Source organism: Ruegeria sp. CDSA236 (assembly GCF_059611285.1).
The window spans coordinates 21,751-36,821 of sequence record NZ_JBXWPG010000018.1 but is presented as its reverse complement, the minus strand read 5'-3'; the positions used below and the strand labels follow the sequence as shown (position 1 = coordinate 36,821).

The window sequence follows — 15,071 nt, the reverse complement described above, 5'->3', positions numbered from 1 at the left end:
AACTCTGCGGCAGTATGTGTCGCAGATTTGTTTCGCTGCCCACTGGTGTTTCCGAGCGTTTTGGTCGATTAAAGACGGACTCTGCGCCTTAGCCAGTTAAAGCCGGGATCATGGCCGATATTGAAATCTCTGAGCACGGAAGGCGCAACCGCGGCGCTGTAGGTACACGCCTCGTCGGCGTGGTGGCCTGCCTTGTGGCGGCAGCCTGTCTGTTGCCGATGCTTGCGGTTGTTCTGGCCGCAACGACGGGCGGCACGGATACGGTTTCGCATCTCCTGGAAACTGTTCTGCCCGGCTATGCGATGACGACACTGATACTGGTCGTGCTGGTGGCCACGGGCACGTTTTCCATCGGCGTGGGCGCAGCTTGGCTCGTGACGATGACGCGGTTCCCTGGCGTGCGCATTCTGGAAATTGCGTTGGTGCTGCCGCTGGCCTTCCCGGCCTATGTGCTGGCCTATGCCTATACATTCATTCTTGATCATCCGGGCATTGTCCAGACCACCCTGCGTCAGGTAACGGGCTGGGGCCCGCGCGACTATTGGTTCCCCGAGATTCGGTCGACCGAGGGTGCGGCGGTGATGTTGATCTTGGTCTTGTATCCTTACGTCTACCTGTTGGCCCGGGCCGCTTTTCTGCAGCAGAGTGCAACGGCCTTTCTGGCAGCGCGCGCGTTGGGCAAAAGTCCGTGGCTGGCCTTTTGGCACGTTTCGCTGCCAATGGCGCGCCCGGCGATTGCGGGTGGCGTGCTGCTTGCCATCATGGAAACCATCGCCGATTTCGGCACCGTGGCCTATTTCGGGGTGCAGACATTTGCCACGGGCATCTATACCAGTTGGTTTTCGATCGGTGATCGGGTGGGTGCGGCGCAGCTGGCGCTCTGCCTTCTGGGCTTTGCGCTGGTCATGGCCGTGGCGGAACGGATGCAGCGCGGGAAGGCCAAATACTATCAGGCAGGCAAAAGCCACGCCTCGCTGCCATCCGCCCGGCTGAAGGGCTGGCAAGCGGGCGCGGCTTTTTCCCTGTGTGCCATACCGGTGCTGTTCGGATTTCTGTTGCCGGTGTTCATTTTGGTTCAGATGGGGATGGAGTCCGAACAGAACCTTCTGTCACGGCGCTATCTCGGGTTCATTCAGAATTCGCTGACGCTGGCCGGTGTGGCGGCGGTTGTCACGGTTTTTGCGGCCATCAGCGTTGGGTTCTTTCAGCGATTGCGGCCGGGGAGGGTGTCCTCTGGTGCCGGGTACATGGCGCGGCTGGGCTATGCGGTTCCAGGCGGTGTGATCGCCGTCGGGCTGATGGTGCCATTTGCCAGTTTCGATAACGCACTGGATGCATGGATGCGGCAGAATTTCGACCTGTCGACCGGGTTGCTTGTTACCGGTTCGATCTGGCTGTTGGTAGCCGCTTATATGGTGCGGTTTCTGGCCGCCGCGCTCAGCGCATATGAGGGAGGGCAGAGCACGGTGCATGCCAATATGGATGCGGCCTCGCGGTCTTTGGGGCAAACGCCGCTGGGGACGTTGCGCCGGGTGCATTTGCCGATTCTGACGCCGTCGCTGCTGACAGCTTTGTTGATCGTCTTTGTGGACGTGATGAAAGAGCTTCCCGCGACCCTGATCATGCGGCCTTTCAATTTCGATACGCTGGCGGTGCAGGCCTATCGGCTGGCATCAGACGAGCGGTTAGAGGGCGCTGCTGTGCCCTCGCTGGTGATACTGGCAGTGGGGTTGTTGCCGGTGATCCTGATCTGCCGACAGGTTGGGCGACAGCGCTAGCACCGACGAAAAAGTCACACCCGATTGCGGATAGGCTTGATTCGAACACGTTTTCCGGCAAGGCTTGGGGCATGAACATGCAGCCTCCCAGCCGGTTTTCTGCAAACCCGACCCAGATGCCTGTCGCGTTTGACCGCCACGAGATGTCCCAAATCCTTTCTGTCTATGGCCGGATGGTCGCCGCCGGAGAATGGCGCGATTACGGGATCTCGAACCTGCGTGATATGGCGGTGTTTTCCATCTTCCGCCGCACGGCAGAGCATCCGATTTATCGGGTCGAAAAAGATCCGCGTCTGCGGGCACGACAAGGGATGTATTCGGTGGTCGGTATGGATGGCCGCATCCTGAAACGCGGTCATGATCTGCGCACAGTTCTGCGGGTATTGGAACGCAAGCTGATACGGTCGGTCGACTTGGATTAGAGCCTTTTATGGGCGGTCACGGGCCCATCGCCCTGTTCCAGAATGCGCGTGATTGCAACATCCATCGGCTCAAAGGTCACGTCCATGTGGAACGCATTTGCGTGCAGCAGCATATTGTCGCCGTAGACCCAGGCCACATGCCCTTTCCAGAACAACAGATCACCGCGCTGAGCGGGTGTGCCAGGGGTCAGCGCCTGACCCAGATCACGCTCCTGGTCGCCACTATCACCGGGGCAGGGCAGCCCACAAGCCAGCATTCCGGCCTGAACCAGACCTGAACAATCAAGCCCGAACCGGCTGTTGCCGCCCCAAAGATAGGGCGTTCCCAGAAACAGTTCGGCCACGGCGACCGGATCGGTCAGGGTGACGTTGATCTGTTTGGCGTGTATGGCCGGGATAAAGCCTAGCTCCGTCTCAATAAATCCATTCTGTTCGGACATTGTCTGAACCTTGCTGCCAAAGCTTAACGAGGTTCGGTCCCGGGATTTCATGTTCGGTTGCTCATATGCATGTGTTGACGGTGCCGTGATCCAGTGGGTGGCAGGCACATCTGGGGCCAGACAGTCTGACCGGACCCAGCCCGCATAGCCGTCCTTGTCCGAGGTGATCCGGCTCCAGCCGTTGTTCTCTTCATGCGTGCAAACACCATCCCCATACAAAAGCTGGCGATCTCGCGGCCCGTCCGGGGCGCGCAACAGGTCGATGACCGGTTGTATGATGCGCTGCCGGGTCATAGGCCCAAAATCTTGGGCAGGGCAGTCAGAAGGGCGCGGGGCCCCTGACCGAACCCGCCCTTGCTGCGTCCGGGTTCCTTGCTGCGCTGCCACGAGAAGATGTCGAAATGCATATAGGGGCTGTCACCGACAAATCTGCGCAGGAACAGCGCGGCGGTGATCGAACCGGCAAAACCACCCGCCGGTGCGTTATCCAGGTCCGCAATACCGGGTTCAATCAGGCCCTCATAGGGGTCGTGGAAAGGCATGCGCCAGACCGGATCGGCCGCTTTGCCCGCTGCGCGGGTCAAGGCGTTCGCCGCAGTATCGCTGTCGGTATAGAACGGCGCCAGATCGCTGCCCACCGCCACACGTGCCGCCCCGGTCAGTGTCGCCATCGAGATTACCAAATCCGGTTCGCCCTCATCCGCCAGCGCCAATGCGTCGGCCAAAACCAAGCGCCCTTCGGCATCGGTATTGTTAATCTCAACCGTCAGCCCCTTGCGCGAGGTCAGGATGTCGCCGGGCCGGAAGCCGTTGCCCGCAACGGAATTCTCTACCGCCGGGATCAGCACGCGTAGCTGCACGGGCAGCTCCAGCGCCATGATCATCCGGGCCAGCCCCAATACATTTGCGGCCCCGCCCATATCTTTCTTCATCAGCCCCATCGAGGCGCCGGGTTTCAGGTTTAGCCCGCCAGTGTCAAAGCAGACGCCCTTGCCGACAAGGGTCAGCTTTGGGCCTGTCACGCCCCAGTTCATCTCAATCAGACGGGGCGCTTGTGCGGCGGCGCGGCCAACCGTGTGGATCATGGGGAAGTTCTGCTCTAGCAGGGCGTCGCCCAGAACAACCTCGAAAGAGGCGCCGAATTCCTGTGCCAGGGCTTCGGCTGCGCTATGAAGCTGTTCCGGTCCCATATCCGAGGCCGGAGTATTGACCAAATCGCGGGTCAGCGCCTCGGCCCCGGCCAGAACCTCAAGCCGGGGGGCGTCGATCCCGTCGGGGGCAACCAAACGAGCCTTGGCCGGGGATTGGCTGGCATAGCGGTCAAAGGCATAACCGGTCAGCAACCACCCCAGGCATTCAGTTTCCAGATCAGCTTGGTCTATGCCCGACGCGATGTGATATGCGCCTTCGGGCAGGGCTTCGGCGGCGGCGGCCAGCGGAAACCGCTTGCGGGACCGGCCAGTGGCTGTGCCATACCCCGCCAAAGCAGACTGTACCGCACCGTCAGGCCCTGGAATCAGCAAAACCTGACCCATCGCACCGGTGAATCCGCTGATCTTGGCCCAGGCCGTCACTGTTTCGGGCTGACCCGTCAGCCAGTCGTCCAGATCCGGCTGGGCAATGACGTGAAGGGGGACAGATGCGTCCGACGATGGTGCGAAAGACAGGGTCATGAAAATCTCGACTGTTGTGGCTTATGCCCAACCTAGCCGTCCATGGACCGTCCGCAAGCCCTGTCAGACCGAAAGATCTTGCTGATCCCAGATCACGGTCAGCGATTTCTCACCCACCCTGATCAGCCGCGACAGCGTGGCCCCGGCGGCGACCGAGTCGCCCGCGTCCACATTCTGCGCCACATCATTCGCCACACAGGCCAGCGCCATCATTCCGATCTGTTCGGCAATGGCCACAATGGATCGTGCACATTTGCGCAGCCCGGCCCAGTCACGCTGTCTCCAGAACCGCTCGCAATTCGACAGGCGCACCGCCAATTCCTCGACCGTGCGACACAGCACGTCCAACGCGTTTTTCTCACCCAGTTGTCGATACAGCCCATTCAGACGATCCGAATCCAGCCGCACTGTTTCTTTGTGTTCAAGCGTGACGATCTTTTCCACCACATTCACCCCAATTCTATACGCCCCCACGGCATAGCCCGAATGTGGTGCGCAATTCCTTTGCAAAACCTTGCCATGGGGCAGGATAATGGCTCGAATTTTCTTCGAATTCAGGTTACAGCAGTCCACCGAGACATGAACAGGGACACAAGAATGGAATTCGCCAAACCTCTGCCAAACTATCTGGTCAATCGGTATCATGGCTGGAAAGCCACGACATATTCGGAAAATCAGGTCTGGTATCGCCGTCTTGCCACCGAAGGGCAGCGTCCGCGGGCCATGGTGATTTCCTGTTGCGACAGCCGGGTTCATGTCACCTCGATTTTTGGGGCGGATCAGGGTGAGTTCTTTATTCACCGCAACATTGCCAATCTGGTGCCGCCTTATGCGCCCGACGGCGATCATCACGGCACCAGTGCTGCCATCGAATACGCGGTGACCGCGCTGAAAGTGGCGCATCTGATCGTGCTGGGCCATTCCCAATGCGGTGGTGTGCAGGGCTGTATCGACATGTGCAAGGGCCAGGCACCACTGCTGGAAGCCAAAGAAAGCTTTGTTGGTCGCTGGATGGATATCCTCAAACCAAAATATGATCTGGTTGCCGATATCGAAGACAGCACCGACCAAGCGCGCCAGTTCGAACGGCAGGCGGTTGTTGCTTCGCTCGAAAACCTGATGACCTTCCCCTTCATCTCCGCGGCGGTAGAGAGCGGCTCGCTCAGCCTGCACGGTTTGTGGACAGATATCGGTGAAGGTGGCCTTCAGTGTTATGATCCCGGCGAAAAGAAATTCGTGGTCGTCTGACCCGGCGGATTTTCGACAATTTCAGGCAGCGCGGATCAGACTACTGATTCCGCGCTGTTTTTTTGATAAGTTTGGGATGTCATTTTAGGGATTCGGAGCATTCCATGCGATTGATCAAACGTGTTCTTGTCACCGTGCTAGTCTTGATTCTGGTTCTGGTAGGGGTGTCCTTTATATTGCCAGGCAAGGCAGAAGTTTCGCGTAGCATCACGATTGATGCCTCGCCCGAGGTCATCTTTCCTTATGTCAACTCCATGCAAGAGACTGAGAAATGGTCGCCATGGTTATCTCGTGATCCCGAGACGAAGCTGACCTATGGCGGGCCTGATTCTGGGGTCGGGAATGTGCTGAACTGGTCGTCGGATCACCGGCAGGTCGGCACCGGTTCGCAAGAGATCACCGAAAGCGTTGAAAACCAGATGGTCAGAACCGCCTTGGATTTTGGTCCAATGGGCACTGCTATTGCCATGTTTGAACTGCAGCCGGAGGGCAGCGGCACCAAAGTGACCTGGGGGTTTGAATCCGAATTGGGTATGAATCCCATGTCCCGCTGGATGGGGCTGATGATGGATAAATGGGTTGGCGGAGATTACCAGCGCGGGTTGGATAATCTGAAAACGCTGGTCGAAGGGTAAACAAGGCCAAACCCCTGACCGGAGTGATCAGCCGAGGGCCGGATTGGCCAGTTGAAACTCAAAAAGCCACCATTATTTCATTTTCTGAACACCGTGTTGGGACATTTAACGCGCTTTTTCCTCGATAAACACATGTTAAAGCAGCAGGGTTAGGTAGACCGCCATGAGTATCAATCGTCGTGTTTTCGCCTCCGGAGCGTTGGGAATCGGGCTAACGGCATTCTTACCGGTTGGGGGCTATGCGTTGGCTATGGCCGCGGGTCAGGTTGCGCACCGAATTCTGGCCGCTGAAAAGCTGAGCTTTCTGTCCGAGAAGGTCGCCAAATCCGCCGTTCTGGTCAGCATCGGCGGAGCAGTTGATCGGAACCTGAGTGAATTGCAGCAGGCGCATGATGAATTTGACGATATCCTGCTTGGCTTCAAAGAAGGCAAAGGGTCGTCCGGTATTGACCGGGAAAGATTCTATTCCGTTAACAAAGCGCTTGAGGAAGTCGCCAGCGTTTGGGTGCCATACGGGACCGCGGTCGAAGACATCGTTGCTGACAAGTCGATCAACGAAGCGCAACTGAACATGATCGTGGGCAATGTCGAGGCACTTGAAGAATCCTGCCACGCCGTGGTCCGCAAGCTAGAAGCGGCCTATGGCGAGGTCGATATTGAACCGTCGATGGCCCTGGCATTGGAATTCGCAGGTCGTCAGCGGATGATCACCCAGAAGATCTGCAAAGAAATTGCGCTGGCCGCCACCGGAAAAGAAACCGCAGAACACCACGAGAAGTTCAAGAAGAACGCGACCAAGTTTGGCAAGATCGTCGATGCGTTGATTGGCGGCGGCAATGAATACCTCAAGATGTCTGTACCGCCCAGTGACGCCTCGCTTGAGGCGCTGAAACAGGTAAAGGCCCAGTGGAACGATCTGCAGCCAACCGTCGAGGCCCTGAACGCCGCAGAGGTGCCAAGCCTGGAGGACGTTGTGCAATTCTGTGCAAAAATGGATGTGCTCGAGAAAGAATCCGAACGTGCGGTTCTGCTGTACGAGGATGCGATCAAGATCGCCTCTTGATTGGGGCTGCGCCGTACCGGCGGGCTACACGAACACCAATCACTTTAATCTGATCCGGGTCCACTACAGAGATGGGCCCGGATTTCTTTTTGCGGCCTAAGAAAAAACAAACCCCGCAAGCGGCGCTGCGGGGTTTGGTCAATACATAAAGAAAGGGTATCAGTTATCCCTTCTTCAGGACCTCACGGCCCAGCAATTCGGCGATTTGTACCGCGTTCAGCGCTGCGCCCTTACGCAGGTTGTCACTGACGCACCACAGGTTCAGGCCGTTCTCGATGGTTGAATCCTGACGGATGCGGCTGATGAAGGTGGCGAAATCACCCGCGCATTCGATCGGCGAGACGTAGCCGCCCGGTTCGCGCTTATCGATCACCATGATACCTGGTGCTTCGCGCAGGATGTCACGGGCTTCGTCTTCGTCCAAGAATTCCTCGAACTCGATATTCACGGCCTCGGAATGGCCAACGAAAACCGGAACGCGGACGCAGGTCGCGGTGACCTTGATCGACGGGTCGATGATCTTCTTGGTCTCGACAACCATCTTCCACTCTTCCTTGGTCGAGCCGTCTTCCATGAAGACGTCGATCTGCGGAATGACGTTGAAGGCGATCTGCTTCTGGAACTTGTTCGGCGGAACTTCGGTGGTGGGGTTGTAGATGGCTTTGGTCTGATCCCACAGCTCATCCATCCCTTCTTTGCCCGCGCCGGAAACCGACTGATAGGTCGACACGACGACGCGCTTGATCTTGGCGCGATCATGCAGTGGTTTCAGCGCGACAACCATCTGCGCGGTCGAGCAGTTGGGGTTGGCGATGATGTTCTTGTTCTTATAGTCGTGGATCGCCTCGGGGTTACATTCCGGCACGATCAGCGGAATTGCAGGGTCATAGCGATACAGGGACGAGTTGTCGATCACCACGCAGCCAGCCGCCGCCGCCTTGGGGGCGTAGACCTTGGTCGCCTCGGATCCCACAGCAAACAGTGCCATGTCCCAGCCGGTGAAATCAAACGTGTCCAGGTCTTTGGTCGTGAGTGTCTTGTCGCCAAAGCTTACTTCGGTTCCCAGCGACCGACGGCTTGCCAGCACGGCAAGTTCATCGATGGGGAACTGGCGTTCTGCCAGAATGTTCAGCATTTCGCGGCCCACATTACCTGTGGCGCCGACGACTACGACGCGATAGCCCATTTCATGTCTCCAAAGTTAAGGACGCGCGTTCATAGCCGCGTTGCAGCAAAGAAAAAAGAGGTTTCGCGGGATATTTCCCCCAATGACACCGATTTGACGCGGTGCATCGTCTCAGGCGTCGGTCAGAAGCCGTTCATAGAGCGCCACCAAGGTCTTTGCCTCGCCGTAGATGTCGAAATTCTGTTCCACATGGACGCGGGCGGCGCTGCCGGATAGCGCCAGCGACTCGGGGTTCGACAGCATTTCAGCAGCGGCATCAGCCAGGGCGGGAATGTTCCCCGGTTCGACCACATGGCCCAGTGAGGGGTCAGTCACGATCTCTGCAAAGGCACCGACATCGGTTGCCACCACAGGCACGCCGCAGGCCATCGCCTCGAGCGGGGTCAGGCCAAAGCCTTCCCAGCGTTGCGGCGCGATGAACAAGTCCAGCACCTGGTACCACTCGGCGATCTGATCCACCGTGACCTCGGGTTTGAATAGGATGCGGTCAGACAGGCCCGCCTTGGCGACCTTGTCTTTCAGCTCGGCCAGAAAGCCGGTGTGTTTTTCGGTCGCGCGGCCCATGACGATGCCATGGACGTCTTCGAAACGGCCACAAAGGTTGATCATCGCATCGACGAAAGCATCGGTGCCTTTCTGGTGCCGGATACGGCCATAGCACCCAAGCAGCAGACCACCTGGCAGGCCGAGTTTGCCCCGCAGGGTGTCTTTGTCCGCGGGCGGGGTGAAATCCTGCAGGTTGATGCCATGCATGATGACCTGCGCGTCCCGCTCAAGATATCCGGCGGTTTTGCGCGAGGTGGCAACCACCGCGTCCATCTGGTCGATCAGCCATTTGGTATAGCCCGTATGCGCCCGCTGCGAGGCGCTTGTGAACAGTAGTTTCAGGCGCAGACGAAAGACATTGCGCAGGATCAGGCCCAACAGCATCTCGGTATTGCGGCGCGCATGCCAGACGCGCGTGGTCTTGCGCGACAGAAAGGGCAGGCGGCCCAGCGGGATATGGGGCAGGTCGGCCGGTAGGCCCGGTCCGGTTGCGGCGATGTCGATCCATTGCACCTGCAAGGGCACCAGCCGCGCAATCGTCGCGGTCACGCCGGACAGCCTGCGCTTGAGGTTCGGTGCGATGACAACAGGGTCGGACATGGGCTCTCCCGATGGTTCCAGCGTCAGTCAACGCTGTCGCGGCTGAATAGGTAAATCACGCATCCAATGGCAAGCGTGACTGCAAAAAAGCCGAATATCGCTGTGTAGGGCGCGGTTGGACTGATGTCCACTGTCGCGGCATGGACGCGGCCGGTGACAAATTGCGCCAGACCCACTCCGCCGATGCCGAACAGATTCAACAGGGTCATGCCACGCCCGACCAGATGCGGCGGCACGAAGGCGCGGCCATGGGCCATGATGACCGGAAAGCTGGCGCCCATGAAACCGATCACCGCCATCAGACTTACTGACACCCAGACTGCCATGTCGATCCACAGGCACAACAGCCCCAGCGCCGCCGCGCCCAAGGCATTGCCGCCAAAGATCACCCATTTCCGTGTGCCCAAAAGCCGGTCGAGCGGCCCATAGGCAAAGGTGCCGGCAATCATAGCCGCCCCCATGACCAGCGTCGCGGTTCCGATCTGCGTGGTGCTGAGGGCGAAAACGTCGTTCAGATATGGACCTGCCCACAAGCCTCGTGTCGCAGCCGCGGGGGCGTAGGCCACCAGCATCAGCGGCAGGATGGCCCACAGGGCAGGTTCTTTCAGCAGGTCCAGCACTGACCCGCGATGCTCGGTCTCAACCGGTTTGGGGTCGTGAACGCTGATCCAGATGCCCGCTGCGATAATGGCCGAAACGACTGCCAGTGTAGCCATTGTGGCGCGCCAGCCCATCAGTTCGACCGCAAGTGCTGTGGGGTAGGAGGCCACCAGATTGCCGACCGACCCAACGCCCAGCATGATGGCTGCTAGCGTGGCAAAGCGGGCGGGCGGGTATTCGCGGGCAAAGATGTAATAGGATGCCATCAGAACGGGCGAGCACCCGACTCCGATCAGCCCCATCGCGACTGCGATATGAAACGGGGTGCTGGCCACTGCAAACAACGCAGCGCCGCCCGCGCCACCTGCCAGCAACAAAACCGCAGCCGTCAAACGCGGCCCGATCCGGTCCAGCGCCCAACCCACTGGCAGTTGCATGGCGGCAAAGACCAGAAACCAAAGCCCCGAGGCAAAGGCCAGATCTTCGGGCCTTGCCCCGATGTCACGCCCCAGATCGACGCTGAGAACGGCAAGAAAGGCGCGAAAAAATTGGCTGAGCACATAGCCCAGACACAGAACCACCAGTCCGGTTTTCATGAGACGCCTCTTTCGCCCAACCCGCCAGCAAATGCTTGGCATGTCCCCGTGATATGTACAAGCGCGTGTGCTATGATGTTTTCAGCGGACATCGAACAAATTTGGGCTATCTGAAGGTCTATTCATATTGTCGAGGAACCAATGAAAGACGCACAGGCCGCATTTTATGACAGCCTTCCGCTGTTGCGGGACTTTAACAATCTGACTGATCCTGAACGCTTTACCGCGGTGCCGACGGAATGGGTTCTTGGTGTCGCAGATGTCGTGGATTCCACCGGTCAGATAGAGCGGGGACGATACAAGGCCGTGAACATGGTTGGGGCCGCGGTGATCTCGGCCATGATCAATGCGCTTCGCGGGCAAGAATTTCCCTATGTCTTTGGGGGTGATGGTGCCGGGTTCGCCGTACCGGCAAGCGCGGCAGAGGCAGCACGTAGCGTTCTGGCCGATTTGCGGCGCTGGGCGGAAGAAGAGTTCGAGATCGCACTGCGCGGGGCCGTCGTGCCCGTCGCCGAAATCCGGCAGGCGGGCAAGGATCTTCGGGTTGCGCGTTACGCGCCATCCGAGGGGGTGGATTATGCGATGTTCTCGGGCGGTGGTCTGGCCTGGGCCGAGGCCGAGATGAAAGCAGGCCGGTTTGAGGTTCCGTACGCAGCCCCCGGTGCGCTGCCGGATTTGACCGGGCTGTCCTGCCGCTGGTCCAACAGCAAGGCGCAGAATGGTCAGATTGTCTCGGTGGTGGTGCAGCCAACTGCCCGCGCTACCGAGACCGATTTCGCCGACCTGTCACGGGCTGTTCTAGTGGCCGCTGAAGGATTGGACCGGTCCGGCCACCCGATGCCGGAAAGCGGCCCTCCGATCCGCTGGCCGCCGCCTGGTTTGGCGCTGGACGCCCATGTGTCCCGTGCGGGTCGCAATCTTTTGCTGCAGAAAATCAAGCTGTTGGCGCAGAATTTGATGATCGGGCTGCTGTTCAAATCTGGCAAGCGATTGGGGAATTTTGAGCCAGAACACTATAAGCGCACGGTCAGTCGCAATGCGGATTTCCGCAAATTCGATGACGGGCTGAAAATGACGCTGGATTGTGACCCGGCCACCCTGAACCAGATTCAGACCGTTCTTGAACAGGCCCGGAAACAGGGCAGGATCCGATACGGGCTGCACGCGCAGGATGAGGCGATGATGACCTGCTTTGTCCCCTCGGCCACCCGTGACGATCACGTCCATTTCGTCGATGGTGCCTCGGGCGGGTATGCTCAGGCGGCCTCGGCGATGCGGGCTTAGGCCTTCCACCTTGCGGCCAGGGCACGCGCCGCCTGTGTCAGCAGCATCACGTCGATCCCCACCGCCTGGAACTGGGCGCCCATGTCCTTATAGGCCTGCGATGCCTCATCCGTGACACCAAGAATGCCCGGGGCTTTGCCTGCTGCAACGATGCGTTTCATCGCGTCGGCGATCACCGCCTGGACTTCGGGCGCGGCGCTGTTTCCCTGAAAACCCATGTCAGTGGACAGGTCAGACGGACCGATAAACACGCCATCCACGCCTTCTACCTGTGCAATGGCATCCAATGCGGCGATACCGGCGCGGTTTTCCACCTGTAACAGCAGACATATCTGATCGTCTGCGGTCTGAATGTAATCCTGAACCGTTCCGTATTGCGTTGCGCGTGAGGCCATCGCGCCGACGCCTCGCACACCTTGGGGCGGATAGCGGCAGGCGCTTACCAGATCGCGCGCCTGCTGGGCACTTTCCACCATCGGTACCAGGATTGTCTGAGCACCTGCGTCCAACACCATCTTGATCAATGCGGTGTCGCCCACCGGGATTCGCACGACGGGATGTGTCGGACTGGCGGCCAGCGCGATCAGCTGATCCCGGATGGACCGGATATCATTCGGCGCGTGCTCACCGTCGATCACCAGCCAGTCGAATCCGGCAGTGCCCATGATCTCGGCTGTTACCGCCTCAGCAAAGCTGGACCAACACCCAATCAGATGGTCGCCGTTTTTCAGGGCTTGTTTGAACGTGTTGACGGGTGCGGACATGTGGAACCTCTAGTTTAGCGAGCGGGCGATTTCAGTGATCACGTCAAATGCCATTTGGACGTCTGCCTGCGTGGTCTCAAACTGACCGGCCTGAAAGCGGATCACCAAGTCGCCATCAACGCGGGTTTGAGTCAAGTAAATGCGGCCATCATCATTGATCGCATTAACCAGCCGTAGGTTCAGATCGTCCAGATCGGTTGACCCAAGGGGGGCATAGCGGAATGTCCACAATGACCACATAGGGTTGGTGGTGATTTCGAAATCGGATTCCGCCTTCAGCCGGTCATGCAGAGCCACTGACCATGTTATATGATTGCGCAACCTTTCACGTAGCCCTTCCAGACCATAGGCGCGGATTACGAACCACAGTTTCAGGGCTCGGAACCTGCGGCCCAGCGGTACCGACCATTCAGAATAATTTATGATCCCGTCCTTGCCGTGGGTCTTCAGGTATTCCGGGCTGATCGCGAGTGTCCGTACCAGATCATCGGGGTCCTTCAGAAAATGGGCGCAGCAATCGAACTGAACGCCCAGCCACTTATGCGGGTTGAATACGATGCTGTCGGCTTGCTCGACTCCCTCCCAGTAATGGCGGTATTCGGGGCATATCATGGCCGAGCCAGCCCAAGCTGCATCGATGTGTGAATACAGCCCGTATTTTTGCGCAATCTTCAGACATTCCTCTACCGGATCGGTCGCGCCGGTTCCGGTGCCGCCGACGCAGAGGATCACGCCGGTTGGCTGATAATCAGAGTCTAAATCGGCTTGGATTGCTGTTTCCAGCGCCTGTGGGTCCATCCCGCGCCAGTCGCCTTGTATGGGCACCCGTACCAGATTTTCCTGCCCGATCCCCGCAACCCATATGGCGCGATCAACCGAGGTATGGACCTCGGCCGAGCAATATACGCGCAGCGGTTTCTGTCCGAACAACCCATGTTGGTTGCCCTGCCAATTCAGCGCCTTTTCCCGCATGGTCAGCACAGCGGCCAGGGTCGCGGACGAGGCGGAATCCTGAATGACACCTGCAAAGCCCGTGGGCAGATCCAGGGCCTGCCGCAACCAATCCATCATCCGCGTCTCCATCTCGGTCGCGGCGGGGGATGTCTGCCACAACATGCATTGCGGAGCGATGGCGCTGGTTAGAAACTCGGCCAGAACCGACGGGGCCGAGGCGTTTGCATTAAAATAGGCAAAAAAGCGAGGATGTTGCCAATGGGTAATCCCAGGCATCACAATCTGTTCGAAATCGTGAAAGATTTCCTCCATCGCCTGGGAGCGCTCGGGAGGGCGCGCGGGTAAAGCGTTAAGAATATCACCGGGTTCCGTTCTGGCCCTAACCGGATTGTCGCCGACAGTCAGATGGTAATCCTGTGCCCACTCAGCAATCTTGGCGCCCCAATCCGAGAATTCATCCCAGTTCATTTTATCTTCCAATCTTCTCTGAACACCGCTTTCGATCCTGTGCCAGTGATGAATATCCGGGTTGAAACGTCAACGCCCTTTGCAGGAATCCAGTGGTCTGAGGTTTTTCTGAATATGTTTCCGCAGAGAGAAGTGGAATAATCTAGGCTCTAATAAGCCATGAATGCCTGGAATCCCGAACACGGAAAGGTCAGTTGAAGAATGAACCGAATTCGGCCAGAATTTAACATGGCTCATGAAATTCCATTGACGTCCCGGTCTTTGCCTATTGCGCTGCTGCGCGCGAGGGAACGGGTTATGGGGCCTATCCGTAGAATGCTTGTCGAGGCGGGCGTAACCGAACAGCAATGGCGGGTTCTGCGGGTGCTGGAAGAGGAAGGCCCGCAAGAGCCCACCCATATTGCTGACCGTGCCTGTCTGCTTTTGCCCAGCCTTACCCGCATTCTGCAAAAGCTTGAGGCCAAGGGCCTTGTCGTGCGGAAAAGCCATCCGGTCGACAAGCGCAGGCAGATTGTTGAGATCACGGTCAAAGGGGCAGGGATTATCCGGGATAACATCGACTATACGTTGCTTTTGGCTGAAGAAATCCGCAACACGCTGGGACCAGAGCGGCATGAGGCGTTGCTGGATCTTCTCAACGATCTGCACCAGTTGAAATTACAATCAGATTCTCGGGACTAACAGTGTGTGGGCCCCGCCAGAGGGCCTTTGTGACCTCTCTGGCGGAGTGGCCAGGCCCGAGTGGACCATGTGCCTGGCCTACAGCCGGATACGAGGGGTGTTCAAACGATCCGGCAACGTTTCAGAGAACATC

Annotated in this window: 15 protein-coding genes; 7 read left to right on the top strand and 8 right to left on the bottom strand. The window is 58.5% G+C overall.

Annotation, left to right across the window (positions count from 1 at the left end; all coding sequences use genetic code 11):
* Positions 1 to 110 precede the first annotated feature (110 nt).
* Positions 111 to 1,778 carry an ABC transporter permease gene (locus AC2FLB_RS20265; RefSeq protein WP_496693096.1) on the top strand — a complete coding sequence of 556 codons (1,668 nt, stop codon included), beginning with the start codon at positions 111 to 113 and terminating at the stop codon, positions 1,776 to 1,778.
* A 71-nt stretch (positions 1,779 to 1,849) separates the two neighbouring features.
* Entirely contained in the window at positions 1,850 to 2,200 is a 351-nt protein-coding gene (locus AC2FLB_RS20260) for a DUF2794 domain-containing protein (protein WP_496693095.1), read from the top strand.
* Here AC2FLB_RS20260 and AC2FLB_RS20255 read toward each other — a convergent pair.
* The 3 genes from AC2FLB_RS20255 to AC2FLB_RS20245 all read right to left on the bottom strand — a co-directional run bounded on the left by AC2FLB_RS20255 (position 2,197) and on the right by AC2FLB_RS20245 (position 4,766).
* Positions 2,197 to 2,934 (bottom strand): C40 family peptidase, encoded by a 738-nt coding sequence (locus tag AC2FLB_RS20255; protein WP_496709960.1) that lies wholly within the window; start codon positions 2,932 to 2,934, stop codon positions 2,197 to 2,199. The genes AC2FLB_RS20260 and AC2FLB_RS20255 overlap by 4 nt on opposite strands.
* On the bottom strand, positions 2,931 to 4,313 hold the full coding sequence (locus tag AC2FLB_RS20250; RefSeq protein WP_496709959.1) for a leucyl aminopeptidase family protein: 1,383 nt from the start codon (positions 4,311 to 4,313) through the stop codon (positions 2,931 to 2,933). Before AC2FLB_RS20250 ends, AC2FLB_RS20255 begins: the two co-directional genes overlap by 4 nt.
* A 63-nt stretch (positions 4,314 to 4,376) precedes the next feature.
* Positions 4,377 to 4,766, bottom strand: coding sequence for a hypothetical protein (locus tag AC2FLB_RS20245; RefSeq protein ID WP_496690522.1), 390 nt, complete (start codon positions 4,764 to 4,766; stop codon positions 4,377 to 4,379).
* A 144-nt stretch (positions 4,767 to 4,910) separates the two neighbouring features.
* Here AC2FLB_RS20245 and AC2FLB_RS20240 point away from each other — a divergent pair, with 144 nt between their 5' ends.
* From AC2FLB_RS20240 to AC2FLB_RS20230, 3 genes are all read left to right on the top strand, one after another.
* Positions 4,911 to 5,561, top strand: a complete 651-nt coding sequence (locus tag AC2FLB_RS20240; RefSeq protein ID WP_142637545.1) for a carbonic anhydrase — start codon at positions 4,911 to 4,913, stop codon at positions 5,559 to 5,561.
* A 104-nt stretch (positions 5,562 to 5,665) separates the two neighbouring features.
* Positions 5,666 to 6,196, top strand: a complete 531-nt coding sequence (locus AC2FLB_RS20235; protein WP_496709958.1) for an SRPBCC family protein — start codon at positions 5,666 to 5,668, stop codon at positions 6,194 to 6,196.
* A 163-nt stretch (positions 6,197 to 6,359) separates the two neighbouring features.
* A complete protein-coding gene (locus AC2FLB_RS20230; RefSeq protein WP_496709957.1) occupies positions 6,360 to 7,259 on the top strand; it encodes a type IV pili methyl-accepting chemotaxis transducer N-terminal domain-containing protein in 900 nt (299 codons plus the stop codon).
* A gap of 163 nt (positions 7,260 to 7,422) precedes the next feature.
* On the opposite strand, the gene AC2FLB_RS20225 is transcribed toward AC2FLB_RS20230, so the two are convergent.
* The 3 genes from AC2FLB_RS20225 to AC2FLB_RS20215 form a co-directional block, all read right to left on the bottom strand.
* Positions 7,423 to 8,445: an aspartate-semialdehyde dehydrogenase gene (locus AC2FLB_RS20225; RefSeq protein WP_496693089.1), complete on the bottom strand. Its 1,023-nt coding sequence runs from the start codon at positions 8,443 to 8,445 to the stop codon at positions 7,423 to 7,425.
* A gap of 111 nt (positions 8,446 to 8,556) precedes the next feature.
* A complete protein-coding gene (locus tag AC2FLB_RS20220; RefSeq protein ID WP_496709956.1) occupies positions 8,557 to 9,591 on the bottom strand; it encodes a glycosyltransferase family 4 protein in 1,035 nt (344 codons plus the stop codon).
* A gap of 23 nt (positions 9,592 to 9,614) precedes the next feature.
* Positions 9,615 to 10,787 (bottom strand): MFS transporter, encoded by a 1,173-nt coding sequence (locus AC2FLB_RS20215; RefSeq protein WP_496679284.1) that lies wholly within the window; start codon positions 10,785 to 10,787, stop codon positions 9,615 to 9,617.
* 141 nt (positions 10,788 to 10,928) lie between these two features.
* Between AC2FLB_RS20215 and AC2FLB_RS20210 the strand changes: the two genes are divergently transcribed.
* The gene (locus AC2FLB_RS20210; RefSeq protein WP_496702974.1) at positions 10,929 to 12,071 is read left to right on the top strand and encodes a DUF3095 domain-containing protein; all 1,143 of its coding nucleotides are present in this window, start codon (positions 10,929 to 10,931) and stop codon (positions 12,069 to 12,071) included.
* On the opposite strand, the gene AC2FLB_RS20205 is transcribed toward AC2FLB_RS20210, so the two are convergent.
* Together AC2FLB_RS20205 and AC2FLB_RS20200 are read right to left on the bottom strand one after the other, a co-directional pair.
* Complete coding sequence (locus AC2FLB_RS20205; protein WP_496699028.1) at positions 12,068 to 12,835, bottom strand: HpcH/HpaI aldolase family protein; 768 nt, start codon at positions 12,833 to 12,835, stop codon at positions 12,068 to 12,070. The genes AC2FLB_RS20210 and AC2FLB_RS20205 overlap by 4 nt on opposite strands.
* A 9-nt stretch (positions 12,836 to 12,844) precedes the next feature.
* Positions 12,845 to 14,257, bottom strand: coding sequence for a pyridoxal phosphate-dependent decarboxylase family protein (locus tag AC2FLB_RS20200; RefSeq protein WP_496709955.1), 1,413 nt, complete (start codon positions 14,255 to 14,257; stop codon positions 12,845 to 12,847).
* Between the two features lie 228 nt (positions 14,258 to 14,485).
* On the opposite strand from AC2FLB_RS20200, the gene hpaR reads away from it, so the two are divergent.
* A complete protein-coding gene (hpaR, locus tag AC2FLB_RS20195; protein WP_142637561.1) occupies positions 14,486 to 14,938 on the top strand; it encodes a homoprotocatechuate degradation operon regulator HpaR in 453 nt (150 codons plus the stop codon).
* Positions 14,939 to 15,071: the final 133 nt, after the last annotated feature.

What these genes read in the sequence shown, in the direction of transcription:
- AC2FLB_RS20265 (WP_496693096.1), top strand. Translation starts at nt 111, where the DNA reads ATGGCCGATATTGAAATCTCTGAGCACGGAAGGCGCAACCGCGGCGCT.
- AC2FLB_RS20260 (WP_496693095.1), top strand. Translation starts at nt 1,850, where the DNA reads ATGAACATGCAGCCTCCCAGCCGGTTTTCTGCAAACCCGACCCAGATG.
- AC2FLB_RS20255 (WP_496709960.1), bottom strand. Translation starts at nt 2,934, where the DNA reads ATGACCCGGCAGCGCATCATACAACCGGTCATCGACCTGTTGCGCGCC.
- AC2FLB_RS20250 (WP_496709959.1), bottom strand. Translation starts at nt 4,313, where the DNA reads ATGACCCTGTCTTTCGCACCATCGTCGGACGCATCTGTCCCCCTTCAC.
- AC2FLB_RS20240 (WP_142637545.1), top strand. Translation starts at nt 4,911, where the DNA reads ATGGAATTCGCCAAACCTCTGCCAAACTATCTGGTCAATCGGTATCAT.
- AC2FLB_RS20235 (WP_496709958.1), top strand. Translation starts at nt 5,666, where the DNA reads ATGCGATTGATCAAACGTGTTCTTGTCACCGTGCTAGTCTTGATTCTG.
- AC2FLB_RS20230 (WP_496709957.1), top strand. Translation starts at nt 6,360, where the DNA reads ATGAGTATCAATCGTCGTGTTTTCGCCTCCGGAGCGTTGGGAATCGGG.
- AC2FLB_RS20225 (WP_496693089.1), bottom strand. Translation starts at nt 8,445, where the DNA reads ATGGGCTATCGCGTCGTAGTCGTCGGCGCCACAGGTAATGTGGGCCGC.
- AC2FLB_RS20220 (WP_496709956.1), bottom strand. Translation starts at nt 9,591, where the DNA reads ATGTCCGACCCTGTTGTCATCGCACCGAACCTCAAGCGCAGGCTGTCC.
- AC2FLB_RS20215 (WP_496679284.1), bottom strand. Translation starts at nt 10,787, where the DNA reads ATGAAAACCGGACTGGTGGTTCTGTGTCTGGGCTATGTGCTCAGCCAA.
- AC2FLB_RS20210 (WP_496702974.1), top strand. Translation starts at nt 10,929, where the DNA reads ATGAAAGACGCACAGGCCGCATTTTATGACAGCCTTCCGCTGTTGCGG.
- AC2FLB_RS20205 (WP_496699028.1), bottom strand. Translation starts at nt 12,835, where the DNA reads ATGTCCGCACCCGTCAACACGTTCAAACAAGCCCTGAAAAACGGCGAC.
- AC2FLB_RS20200 (WP_496709955.1), bottom strand. Translation starts at nt 14,257, where the DNA reads ATGAACTGGGATGAATTCTCGGATTGGGGCGCCAAGATTGCTGAGTGG.
- hpaR (WP_142637561.1), top strand. Translation starts at nt 14,486, where the DNA reads ATGGCTCATGAAATTCCATTGACGTCCCGGTCTTTGCCTATTGCGCTG.